The 12065-nt window shown below is 56.3% G+C and carries 11 protein-coding genes; 5 read left to right on the forward strand and 6 right to left on the reverse strand.

Going from position 1 to position 12065, the window contains the following annotated elements:
- Positions 1 to 79: 79 nt before the first annotated feature.
- On the forward strand, positions 80 to 568 hold the full coding sequence (locus tag VQ830_RS11245) for a MaoC family dehydratase (protein ID WP_337268202.1): 489 nt from the start codon (positions 80 to 82) through the stop codon (positions 566 to 568).
- 68 nt (positions 569 to 636) lie between these two features.
- Here the strand turns inward: VQ830_RS11245 and VQ830_RS11250 are convergent, their stop codons facing one another.
- Genes VQ830_RS11250 through VQ830_RS11265 form a run of 4 tightly spaced genes read right to left on the reverse strand, consistent with a single transcriptional unit; the run spans position 637 to position 5784 of the window.
- The gene (locus tag VQ830_RS11250) at positions 637 to 1191 is read right to left on the reverse strand and encodes a sarcosine oxidase subunit gamma (protein WP_337268203.1); all 555 of its coding nucleotides are present in this window, start codon (positions 1189 to 1191) and stop codon (positions 637 to 639) included.
- Positions 1184 to 4177: a sarcosine oxidase subunit alpha gene (locus VQ830_RS11255; RefSeq protein WP_337268204.1), complete on the reverse strand. Its 2994-nt coding sequence runs from the start codon at positions 4175 to 4177 to the stop codon at positions 1184 to 1186. Before VQ830_RS11255 ends, VQ830_RS11250 begins: the two co-directional genes overlap by 8 nt.
- On the reverse strand, positions 4174 to 4515 hold the full coding sequence (locus tag VQ830_RS11260; RefSeq protein WP_337268205.1) for a sarcosine oxidase subunit delta: 342 nt from the start codon (positions 4513 to 4515) through the stop codon (positions 4174 to 4176). Before VQ830_RS11260 ends, VQ830_RS11255 begins: the two co-directional genes overlap by 4 nt.
- Positions 4516 to 4530: 15 nt before the next feature.
- A complete protein-coding gene (locus tag VQ830_RS11265; RefSeq protein ID WP_337268206.1) occupies positions 4531 to 5784 on the reverse strand; it encodes a sarcosine oxidase subunit beta family protein in 1254 nt (417 codons plus the stop codon).
- A 398-nt stretch (positions 5785 to 6182) separates the two neighbouring features.
- Here VQ830_RS11265 and rpsU point away from each other — a divergent pair, with 398 nt between their 5' ends.
- From rpsU to VQ830_RS11285, 4 genes are all read left to right on the forward strand, one after another.
- Positions 6183 to 6395 carry a 30S ribosomal protein S21 gene (gene rpsU, locus VQ830_RS11270; protein ID WP_003585885.1) on the forward strand — a complete coding sequence of 71 codons (213 nt, stop codon included), beginning with the start codon at positions 6183 to 6185 and terminating at the stop codon, positions 6393 to 6395.
- 132 nt (positions 6396 to 6527) lie between these two features.
- The gene (locus VQ830_RS11275) at positions 6528 to 7388 is read left to right on the forward strand and encodes a tetratricopeptide repeat protein (RefSeq protein WP_438617781.1); all 861 of its coding nucleotides are present in this window, start codon (positions 6528 to 6530) and stop codon (positions 7386 to 7388) included.
- Between the two features lie 133 nt (positions 7389 to 7521).
- Positions 7522 to 8595: an NAD(P)/FAD-dependent oxidoreductase gene (locus VQ830_RS11280; protein WP_337268207.1), complete on the forward strand. Its 1074-nt coding sequence runs from the start codon at positions 7522 to 7524 to the stop codon at positions 8593 to 8595.
- A 272-nt stretch (positions 8596 to 8867) separates the two neighbouring features.
- Positions 8868 to 10544, forward strand: coding sequence for a sensor histidine kinase (locus VQ830_RS11285; RefSeq protein ID WP_337268208.1), 1677 nt, complete (start codon positions 8868 to 8870; stop codon positions 10542 to 10544).
- A gap of 238 nt (positions 10545 to 10782) precedes the next feature.
- Here VQ830_RS11285 and VQ830_RS11290 read toward each other — a convergent pair whose 3' ends face one another.
- Together VQ830_RS11290 and VQ830_RS11295 are read right to left on the reverse strand one after the other, a co-directional pair.
- Entirely contained in the window at positions 10783 to 11007 is a 225-nt protein-coding gene (locus tag VQ830_RS11290) for an aa3-type cytochrome c oxidase subunit IV (RefSeq protein WP_337268209.1), read from the reverse strand.
- Between the two features lie 182 nt (positions 11008 to 11189).
- Positions 11190 to 11939, reverse strand: a complete 750-nt coding sequence (locus VQ830_RS11295; protein WP_337268210.1) for an N-acyl amino acid synthase FeeM domain-containing protein — start codon at positions 11937 to 11939, stop codon at positions 11190 to 11192.
- Positions 11940 to 12065: the final 126 nt, after the last annotated feature.

Consider the following 12065-nt stretch of genomic DNA (forward strand, 5'->3'; position numbering starts at 1 on the left):
AGTTACGCTAAACCGTATCGTAATCGTCGCAAATGCACGTTAAAGCCTTTGCAGCAAAGCTCACTGCATGGGGAATGGCATGGCAAAGGAAATCGCGCTCGCGGAGATCAGCGGGCTGGTTGGAACCGAGACGGGCGTTTCGGATTGGGTGGTTGTGGATCAAGCCAGGATCAATGACTTTGCCAAGGCGACGGACGATCACCAGTTCATCCATGTCGATCCTGAGCGCGCAGCGGTAGAAAGCCCATTTGGCGGTACGATCGCCCACGGTTTCTTGACGCTTTCGCTTCTTTCCATGTTGAACTACAATTGCCTGCCGACGATCCGCGAACAGACAATGGGGATCAATTACGGCTTTGACCGTGTTCGCTTCATGTCTCCGGTGAAGGCAGGCAGTCGCATCCGTGGACGCTTTGTTCTGGCAGATGCGAGGTTCCGTGGCGCAGGGATGCTGATGACCACTTATGACGTGACCATCGAGATCGAAAACGAGCGGAAACCGGCTTTGACGGCGACCTGGATCACCATCGTTCAGTTTGACCCGAAGGATCGACCGGTCGACGGATAAATTAAGAGGGTGCGTGGCTTATGGCGCCTGAAAGGCTGTCGATCCTCGCTCGAATCCACAATCCATTGCTAGATCGCAGAGTCGAGCGACGCCTCTTCCAACAGGCCAAAGACATATTCCGCGAAGGAGCGCCAAAACTCTACCCGAAATACCTCGTCCTCAACCCGCAGCAGGACGACTTCGGCTTTGCCGAAGACCGTTCTGGAGCACGCACCGACCGGAAACGCTTTCAGCGACAGATCTTGCGGACATGCTGCTGAGAGAGTTGCTTCCGCTCCCGGACCCGAGACTAGGATCGCCATATTGCGATGTGAAACATCGGTGGCAGCATGAAGCGCCCCGGTCGCTGACAGGGCTGCCATCAGATCGGCACCTTCCCCATCGATAAGCAGCCATTCATCGGGTCCCAGCCAAAGTGCCCAACGATCAGACATTCGGCTGGAGGTCTTTGGCTCGCTTGGCAGCGGCAAAGAAAGAGCGGCCGACAGTGCGGCAATGGATTGAGCCGGCGCGCGGAGCGACACACGCGAAGCCGGTGCAACCGGCATAAGCCGGACAGCAGATGAACCTCCGTGCCGACCATCCAGAACAGGCCGGCGCTGTGCAGTGTGAAGATCAGCCATTGATACGGCCTCCATCCTTGTCGAAGAACACCATATCCGTCACCTCGACCGCAATCGTCTTGTCCGACATGGGTACATAGAGTGTTTGGCCTGCGCGGCTGCGCCCACCTGCAACCAATGCGAAGGCGATCGACCGCCCGAGATTTTCTGACCAATAGGCGGATGTCACGTGGCCCAGCATCGTCATCGGCTTCGTTTGGTTTGGATCCGCGACGATTTGAGCGCCTTCTTCCAACACGGTGGCTGGATCCTTCGTTAACAACCCGACCAGTTGCTTGCGTCCCTCCTGGGCGAGATCAGGTCGCTTCAGGCCACGAATGCCAACGAAATCCGCTTTCTTCTTCGATACCGCCCAGCCAAGGCCTGCATCATCGGGTGTCACCGTGCCGTCGGTATCCTGGCCAACGATGATATAGCCCTTCTCGGCGCGCAGGACATGCATAGTTTCTGTGCCGTAGAGGCAGGCTCCAAGTGGCTCGGCCCTTTCCCAGATTGCCTCCATGACCGCGGCGCCATAGTCGGCCGGCACGTTGATCTCAAAGCCAACCTCACCCGTAAACGAGACACGGAAAAGCCGCGCCGGCACGCCGCAAACCTTGCATTCTGCAACGCTCATGTGCGGAAAGGCCTCATTCGAAAGATCGACGCCTTCGACAAGAGGCGAAACGATCTCTCGTGCATTGGGGCCCTGTACGGCGATGACCGCCCACTGCTCTGTAACAGAGGTTAGCCACACTTTAAGATGCGGAAATTCCGTCTGCAGATAGTCTTCCATATGATTGAGCACGCGCGGCGCGCCGCCAGTGGTCGTAGTGACATGGAAGCGATCCTCGGCAAGCCGTCCGACCACGCCATCGTCGTAAACAAAACCATCTTCTCGGCACATGATACCGTAGCGACAACGGCCCGGCTTCAGCGTATCCCATGCGTTGGTGTACATGAGATTGAGGAAGGCGGCCGCATCGGGGCCGACAACCTCGATCTTGCCAAGGGTCGAAGCGTCGAAAATGCCGGCGGAGGTACGAGCGGTCTTGCATTCGCGGTTGACGGCGTGATGCATCGTCTCACCTGCTCGAGGATAGAACCAAGCGCGCTTCCAATTGCCAACGTCTTCGAAGACAGCGCCCTTTTCTTCTTCGAAAGCATGCATTGGGGTTTTGCGCGCCGGGTCGAAGAGGTCGCCGCGCGAATGGCCAACAAGCGTCCCGTATGTAACAGGCGTATAGGGTGCCCGGAAGGTTGTGAGCCCAACCTGTGGGATCTCACGCTGTAAGGCTTCAGCAGCGATTGCAAGTCCGTGCATGTTGGAAAGCTTGCCCTGGTCGGACGCCATGCCATTCGTGGTAAAGCGTTTGATGTGCTCGATCGAATGCATACCTTCGCGTACGGCGAGGCGAATATCTTTGGCGCAGACATCGTGCTGGAAGTCGATGAAGGCTTTCGCACTTGTTTCAGGCCCTGCTCCTTGCGAAGCGCCGATCATCCCGCCAGTCCAGTTGAAACGTTGCTTTGCCTCCAACTGCAGGGGTGTCCCGCCAGTCTTTCCAGCGGCCTCGGCCATGGCCTGGCCTGACGCAATTGCCTCGTCCACCGCTGCCTGCAAATCATCGGTTCCATTGCAAGCGCCGACGCAAATGCAGTCCTGTGCATAGGTTCCTGGAAGGAAGCGCTGCGTTTCGTGATCGAACGAAACTTTTCCACGCGACTGAGAGAAAAGATGAACCGAGGGCGTCCAGCCGGCAGAGACGATCAACGCATCGACAGCAATGCGCCGCGTGGCCTTGCTCCCGTTGCGGGCGACCATCATGGATGAAATGCGAAGTCTGCCAGCCGTATCGACAACCGAATGGCCCGTCAGCACTTCAATTCCAAGTGCCCGCGCTTCCGCCAGCACATCTTGTCCAGGCGATGGCCTGCTGTCTACGATCGCCGGGATTGCAACACCTGCGCGGAAAAGATCGAAAGCGGCTTCATAAGCCGAATCATGCGCTGTAAAGACGCCGACCTTAGCGCCAACCGCGACACCATAATGGTTGAGATAGGTTCTGGCGGCGGAAGCCAACATGATCCCCGGGCGATCATTATTGGGGAAAACCATGGCGCGCTCGATGGCACCATTGGCCAGGACGACACGCTTTGCACGCACCTGCCAAAGGCGCTCGCGCGGCAGATGGCGGGACGGGCGGGCTAGGTGATCGGTGACGCGCTCGGCGAGCGCTACAAAGTTGTGATTGTAATAGCCGAAGGCCGTCGTCCTGGTCAGAAAGGTAACATTTTCCATAGCTCGCAGCGAGGCGGCAGTTTTCTGCGCCCAGGCATAGCCATCGAGGCCCTCAATCATAACATCCGATTGGTAGCGCAAGGCGCCGCCCACATCTGCCTGCTCATCGCAAACGATCACGTCTGCACCGGTCTGCGCTGCAGACAGCGCTGCCGACAATCCGGCAACGCCTGCGCCCACGATGAGAACATCGCAATGCGCATAGCGATGGGCATAACGGTCCGGGTCGGCCTCCTGGGGAGCAACCCCAAGTCCTGCTGCCCGGCGGATGACGGGCTCATAAAGATGCTTCCAAGCGGCCTTCGGCCACATAAAAGTCTTGTAGTAGAAGCCGGCTGCAAAGAAGGGTGACAAGACATCGTTGATGCCGCCTATATCGAAGGCAAGCGATGGATACCTGTTCTGCGATTTGACCAGCATGCCATCAAAGACTTCCTGGACTGTTGCGCGGACATTGGGCTGCTTGCGCGCAGCATCCCGCGACACATCGATCAGAGCATTCGGCTCTTCTGCGCCCGCCGATAATATACCGCGCGGACGATGGTATTTGAACGACCGACCAACCAGGTGAACACCGTTCGCCAACAAGGCCGACGCAACGGTGTCCCCCTCAAGAGCGGTGTAGGTTCGTCCGTCGAAGGAGAAGCGGGCGGTTCTGGCAGGCGTCAACCGACCTTTTCCTGGAATGCGATTGGCGCCGCTCATCGGGCGTCTCCTTCAGTCGCTTCATAGGTTTCGACGTCGACACGCAAACTGCCGTCATCGTTGAGGTTAGGCTTGGGAGCACCGGCAGGATAGGTCATCACGAAACGATCCGTGACAGTGTGGCGCACGGCATTGAAGAAGCGGCCACATCCGTGCAGATGCCGCCAGCGTTCGTAGATCAAGCCCTTTGGATTATCGCGCAGGAAGAAATATTGAGCGAAGGCTTCATCTGAAATCGACGCGATATTTTCAGGACGCGCAATATGCGCTTCGCCAGCCGCGTGGAACTCCAGTTCCGAGCGGTCTTCCTTACAATAAGGGCAGTGAATAAGCAGCATCTTTCACCCTCCCGATTAGTGCGCTACGGCCGCGGCAGCGGCCTCATCAATGAGACGGCCGCTCGTGAACCGGTCAAGCGAAAGACCCGCTCCGAGACGGTGTGGCTCATCGCGTGCAATAAGATGCGCAAAAAGATGGGCTGAACCCGGGGTTGCTTTAAAGCCGCCGGTTCCCCAGCCGCAATTGACATAAAGCCCCTGCACCGGCGTCTTGGACTGGATGGCCGAGCGATCAGGCGTGTTGTCGGTAATGCCGCCCCACTGGCGCATCATCTTGACGCGGCGAAAGATCGGGAACAGCTCGCAGATCGCATCAAGCGTATGCGTGATAATTTGCAATCCACCAGTCTGCGAATAGGACACATACTGGTCAGTGCCTGCACCGATCACCAGTTCGCCTTTGTCTGACTGTGAAATATAAGCGTGAACCGTATTCGACATTACCACGCAGGGGAAGATGGGCTTCAGCGGCTCGGACACGAGTGCCTGCAGGGGGTTGCTGACGAGCGGCACGCGCACATCGGCCATCGCCATGATCGCTGTGTTGTGGCCGGACGCGGAAACGCCGACCTTGTTTGCGCCGATAAAGCCGCGGGTCGTCTCGACTCCGCTCACGCGGCCATCCGCCGCACGCCTGATGCCGGTGACTTCGCAGTTCTGGATAATGTGAACGCCGCGATCCGATGCCGCGCGCGCATAGCCCCAAGCGACGGCATCGTGCCGCGCAGTTCCGCCGCGTCGCTGCAGGGCAGCGCCATTGATGGGATAACGCGCCGTCGCGGAAATATCGAGAGGCGGACAATAAGCTCTGGCCTGCTCTGGCGTCAGCCATTGATTGTCGATTCCATAAAGCCGGTTCGCATTGATATGGCGCTTGAACGATTGCTGGTCGTGCGTGTTGTGCGACAACATCATAACGCCGCGCGGCGAATACATGACATTGTAATTGAGCTCCTGGCTCAGCCCTTCCCAGAGCTTGAGCGAATGCTCGTAAATGTCCATGCTCTCTTCATAGAGATAGTTGGAGCGAATGATCGTGGTGTTACGTCCAGTATTGCCACCGCCAAGCCATCCCTTTTCGATGACTGCGACATTCGTGATGCCGTGCTCCTTGGCAAGGTAATAAGCGGCCCCAAGGCCATGCCCACCTCCGCCGATGATGATCACGTCGTATTGAGAGCGCGGCTCAGGCGACACCCATTGCCGTTCCCAGCCCTTGTGGGCCCGGAAAGCCTCTCTCGCCACTGCAAAAACGGAGTATTTGCGCATTCGCCCTCTCATCCTCGAAGGAAGCCCTTGACCTGCCATAAATCGCAAATCCAGGGCTGAGGCAATGTTTCCTTTGCGACGCCAAGCACCTTTGTTTCGACAGCGACGCAGGCAAGCATCAAAGGAGTTTTCCGCTTTATACGAGAGGAGCCCGTCGCGAATCGACCAAAGGCGCAGTGAAATGCTTCACTACGCCGCGAGACCAACCTATACGTAACAGAGCACACGACTTTCGGCATAAATTTCCCGCATTCGCCCATCCAACATCTGGACTTCGCCAAGATGATCTGGTATCGCCAATCCCAATCGCGAGGCTGCGGCCAAGCGAACACTATTGTTTTGCCTCTGGCGCCCTGTCGCCGCCGGCGCCAACCAACAACTAAAGGAACGTGATTCTCGTGCAGGTACTCGTCCGCGATAACAATGTCGATCAGGCCCTCCGCGCTCTTAAGAAGAAGATGCAGCGCGAAGGTATCTTCCGCGAAATGAAAATGCGCGACTACTACGAGAAGCCGTCGCAGAAGCGTGCTCGCGAGAAGGCTGAAGCTGTTCGTCGTGTTCGCAAGCTGGCTCGCAAGCGTGCTCAGCGCGAAGGTTTAGTCGCACGGTAAGACTTGCGTCGTTTTTTCGACGTTTTCACGGTACATTGAGGGCGGGGGCGATTGATGTCGCCGCCGCCCTTTCAGTTCATCGTCGATACTCCCACGTCACAGTCAGGCGTGGTCTTGGAAAAGCGAGCCAGAATGCCGGATATCTTCCTTTCGACCCGCGGCCTGTATGCCCGAGGAGCACGGGCTGTCCCACTGATGATCATCGGCGCGATGTTGACGATGTCTGGCTGCGCGACAAGCAATACATCGGATGCGGTCATCCAGATCGACAAGGCGCAGAGTTCGGAACAGAATATTTCCTCCCTGACTTCGGTCATCAACGCAAATCCCCGCGATCCGGAAGGCTATAATGTCCGTGGATCGGCTTATGGCCGCGGCGGCGACTTTAAACGGGCGCTGGCCGACTTTAATACTGCGCTGCAACTCAATCCCAAATTTTACCAGGCCTATGCAAACCGCGCCCTTGTCTATCGCAACATGGGCCAGCAGCAGCAGGCCGTTCAGGATTATACGGCCGCACTACAGATCAATCCGAATTACGATGTAGCCTTGATTGGCCGCGGGAATGTCTATCGCACCGCCGGACAGGATGACGCTGCCTTCAACGATTTTTCGAAGGCAATTCAGCTCGGCACGACCGATGGACGCGCCTATCACAATCGCGGCCTGATCTATCAGAAGCGCAATCAGCAGGATAAGGCGATCGACGATTTTTCGAAGGCGATCTCCTTGTCGCCGAATTCTCCCGAGCCCTACAACGGCCGCGGTATTTCCTATATCGCGCTGAACGACGACGACAACGCCTTTGCAGACTTCAACCACGCCATCGAGCTCAACGGGAATCTAGCCGAATCCTGGGCGAATCAGGCGCTGGTCTATGAGCGCCGTGGCGATAAAGCAAAGGCAGCTCGCTCTTACCGCCATGCCGTCGGCCTCGATCCGAAATACCAGCCTGCGAAAGACGGTCTCGCTCGTGTATCAGGCGCGGGCTGAGGTCGGGGATACTGATCCCCTAACGCGTCGTTGAGGTAGAGCGTTGGACGGAGAACGCCTTAGGCGTGATCCTCGACGCCTAAAGCTGACTAAGGATCGACCGGGGTTTAAAGCCGATGCTGAAAGGACCGTGATGTCTGCACCAAAACGTGTCGTGGTTGTTGGAGGAGGAATCATCGGCGCGTCGGTGGCTTGGCATCTTGTCAACAAGGGCGCAGAGGTCGTCCTTATCTCCGAGATAGAGGGCGGCGTTGCAACGCCAGCCTCCTTTGCCTGGATCAATGCAAGCTGGGGCAATCCTGAATTTTACTTTCGATTTCGACAGAGATCCATGCGGATGTGGCACGATATTGCCGCCGCCCTTCCCGGCTTGCCGGTTCAATGGTGCGGTGGTCTCTGCTGGGACCTTCCGCCGACCGAACTTGAAGCCTACCGCGTCCAGCATAGCGCGTGGGGCTACGGCATAAAGATGCTGGATGCACCAGCCATTTCCGTGCGTGAGCCTGCCCTCGCCGACATTCCCGAACAAGCTCTTTTGGTCGAGGAAGAAGGTGCGCTGGAACCAGTGAGTGCAACACGCATGCTAATGGCGGATGCCGCATCACGCGGCGCTCGCTTGATGACTGGAACCGTGAGCGGCTTTATCCAGGCAGGCGGCCGGATTTCCGGCCTCGTGACTTCGGAAGGCTTGCTGGAAGCCGATCATATTGTCCTGGCTGCCGGCGCCGGAAGTGCGGCGCTTGCCGCAACTGTGGGCATAGACCTTCCCCTGAAAACGCCGCCGGGCCTGATCGTCCATTCCAGGCCAAGCCCCAAAATTCTGACGGGTTTGGTGATGGCTGATAAGCTGCATATGCGGCAGACAGCAGAAGGACGGATAATCGCTGGTGCCAATTTCGGTGGCGCCGATCCTGGCGATGATGCTGACGCTGCTGCCCAGCAGTTGTTCTCGACACTGCGCGCGGCATTGAAAAACGGCGATGATCTGTCGTTTGACTTTTACACCGTGGGCTATCGGCCGACACCCGAAGACGGCCTTCCCATCATTGGCGAGAGCATATTATCTGGTCTTTATCTGACAATCCTGCATTCGGGCGTCACACTCGCCCCGATCGTGGGTGACGTCTGCGCAGCAGAGATCCTGTCTCTGGAAACCAACGTCGATCTCAGCCCCTTCCGACCTTCACGTTTCCAAAATCCCGTTTGACCCGGATAGTTGGGTCTTCTGAACGAGACATCGCTTGTCCCACAATCCTCTTTGGGTCCTGACGCATGCCGCGGCAAAAAGATCTGACACTTTGGTTCGCTGTCATCGGTTGCAAGCTGCAAAACGCCTCTTTAACATAGCAAACTATTGGGGTGCCGGAATCGTGGGTCCGGCAATTAATGAGGGCAAGTTTATGTGGTCTTCTGATCCTGCAGCCGGCAGTGAGACAATCAGATCAAACAGCAGGCCTCCTCTGCTTTGATGCGCCCTTAATGAACAGGCGCTGGCGTTTCTTCCCAAAAGCTTCCATCGGCACCTACTTGATCGCGATGGTGCTCGCGATCGTGATTCCGATATTCGTTTTTGTTGGACTTCTTCTTGCTCAGCTGGAAGCGAACCAGCGGCGAATTCTGCGTCAGGAAACCGCCGAGGACGCACGCGCACTTGCTCAAACCATCGACAGGCAATTGCAGGAAATGGCGACGACGCTGAGGCTTCTGTCTTCTGCGCCTGAACTGGAATCCGGCGATCTCAAAGTCTTTTACGACCGCACAGAAACGATCCTGACTGGCAACAACATCTATTTGATCGCTGTCGATCCGGCCGGCCAGCAGATGTTGAATACACGGCTTCCTTTTGGAAACCCTCTCCCCGTGATTTCTGATATAGACCGCTACAAGCAGGCGCTTGCCAACAAGCGCATTCAGGTCTCGAACGTCTTCATGAGCAAGTCTGCTCAAGACTGGGCATTCAATGTTATTATGCCGGTCGAACGCGGACGCGTGGGCGCGCTCGTCATGGGGCAAAGAGCACGAGATCTTGCGCGTCTGGTGACGACAGAAGGCCTTTCAGAACGCTGGTCGGCGGAAATTATCGATCAGGACGGCAATATCGTTGCTGCCGATCCAAACCTTAAGATCGAACTCGGCTCGCCATTCGATGCACGTATCCTGCCTCACCTCAACCTCTACAGCGGGATCTTCGAAGACCACAAGATCATGCCGGATATGATGCTTGGCTATGCTTCTATTCCCGGATCCTCCTGGAAGGCTGTGGTGTGGGGGCCAATCGCAACAGCGCAGGCGTCGATCTTGACGACATGGCGTTTTCTGATCGTTGGCGGGGTCATGCTTATGCTCGTCGCGGTTCTCGGCTGTTATATCGTCGCCCGTCAGGTGCGATCCACAATCCGAGAAATTGCCTCAATGGCAGACCGCATCGGCTCCGGCGAGATCGTCTCACCGGCCGAGACAAGCGTAACCGAAGCGAACCAGGTCGCAATCGCGCTCTCAAATGCGTCTTTCGATCGCCATCAGGCCGAAGACAGACTGCATTTCATTATGCATGAACTGATCCATCGAACGAAGAACCTACTGACCTTGGCTCAGGCCATGATGCGGCAGATCGCTCGGCAGTCGGATAATGTCCAGGATTTTCAAGATGCTGTCGGCCACCGACTGGACGGGCTCGTGCGCTCGATAGAACTACTGACCAGCGAACAATGGTCTGGCGCGTCTCTGAGGCGGGTTGTCGACATCCACCTAGCGGCCTTTCCGCAGGCGGCCGAACAAATGGAAATCGGCGGTGAGGACTTATTGCTGAAGCCTGAAGCCGTCCAGAACCTTGGCCTCGCGCTTCACGAGCTCGCAACCAACTCGCTGAAGTATGGGGCCCTGTCCACCGCGAACGGCCGTATTCGTCTCAGATGGGATCAAGTCGAGCAGGATGGACGTATCTGCCTGCAGTTCGTTTGGGAGGAAACTGGTGGGCCAACGGTGAAGTCCCCCTCCAAAACTGGCTTCGGCACGACGGTCATCAAGCTGCACGCGAGCTCAAGTTTCGGCGGCAATGTCGACGTGGACTTTCGCCCTGAGGGGCTTGTCTGGGTGCTCACAGCACCGCGCACCTCATTCGAACGCTCTGCGCATAAAAACAATGACGCAGCGTGAATTGCAGCAAACGGGATAAGTTTCGTCGCTCGATGTCAGCGACATAGGCCGACAACGGCCAGTACCATACGGCAAAATCTAAGGTAAGCATCTCGAAATCAACTGCCTGAGATCACGCTTCTGGGCGCATTCTCATGCTGTTCGCATTCAGGACGGGTTGTCCGAAGATGCTGGTTCCCTCTCGCAACTTCTTGACGTACCGCACAAGTGGATACAGCATTCCGGACTCGAAACCGGCTTACCTTAGAACAAAAAGGCCCACGACCAGCACGATCAGGAAGGTCAAGATGCCTGCCAGAAAGCCGGCGCCCGCGATCAGTCCTGACAGCATTCCGAGCAACAAGGCGGCAACAAACAAAGTTCCGTATTTGAAACTTGAAAGAAAAAGGCTGTAGGTCTTTTGGTGCTCGTTATAGTCCATTGGAGCGCCGAGCTCGACCGGCCCTGTTTGATGTTCCGCCATTGGTTCCTCCATCCAAATTTCCGTCGTGGGATAAACGGAATCCCTCTCCCCGATAAGAGATACACAAGGGACCGTTTCAACGCAATCGGATGCTCTGTCCTAATTGCCGCAGGGGCTGATCAAACCGGTATCACAACCGAAATCGTGAAACAGGACAGAACCTGCACTCCTATGCAGCCTAATCAAAGAACAAGATCCGTTCCCAGCTCCCCTTCTGGTACGAAGCGTGCGGTCGGTATGATGTTCAGCGAGTTCAGTGAATGGACTTCATCGCGCGCAAACATCATCCGCTGCTCACTGGCACTGGAAATGAAGAAGGGATAGCGCGTCAGTAATTTTCGGCCAACACCGAGTACGTTTGTCGCCATCAACATCACGTCAAAATCATAAATTTTGACAGGCTTCACGGCAGCAACCGGCTCTGCATAAAACACCCTTTTGTAGAACGCTGCATGTGGGGGGCGAATAGGTTGCAGGACGCGGTCCGACCGAAAAAATGCTGCAGCCACGATAGATGGCCTCAACGTTAGGTAGGGCAGCCAAGGCAGATCTTCATGAATGTCCGGATCAGCGGCGAAACGAGCCGCATCGATAAGGGTCAGGCCAGCATCAAGGAACGCAGTAATCTCGTCGGGAAACATTCGGCCGGATTGAGAGACGCGATGGTCTGGCGTCACATGATGGAGGCGAATGGTGCTGACTAATTCCTCATAGTAGTAGATGCCGAACACATAAGCGTGGCTGTCGAAATCCACCTCGTCTACCTGTGTGTGGCTCGAGACGGAAATCATCTGCTTCGATTTGTAGGCCTTGTATCTTAGGCGCTCAATGGCCTCCATATCTTCGCTAGTTTCGACCCGTCGATATTCAACATGGTCGAGCGCTTCAAGTATTCGCCTGCTAAAGCCATCTGTTCTGAGGGAGCTTGTCATCCTTAACATCCTGCACATCGGAATTAACGGTTTATTAAACATAGTAAACCGATGCACGGATCAATTGAATTCACGCGATGAGATGACAACATCATTGGTTAAGGTTAACAGCGCAACTAGAAGAAA

Source organism: Oryzifoliimicrobium ureilyticum, from assembly GCF_037199735.1.
In the GTDB taxonomy this organism is placed as follows: domain Bacteria; phylum Pseudomonadota; class Alphaproteobacteria; order Rhizobiales; family Rhizobiaceae; genus Rhizobium; species Rhizobium ureilyticus.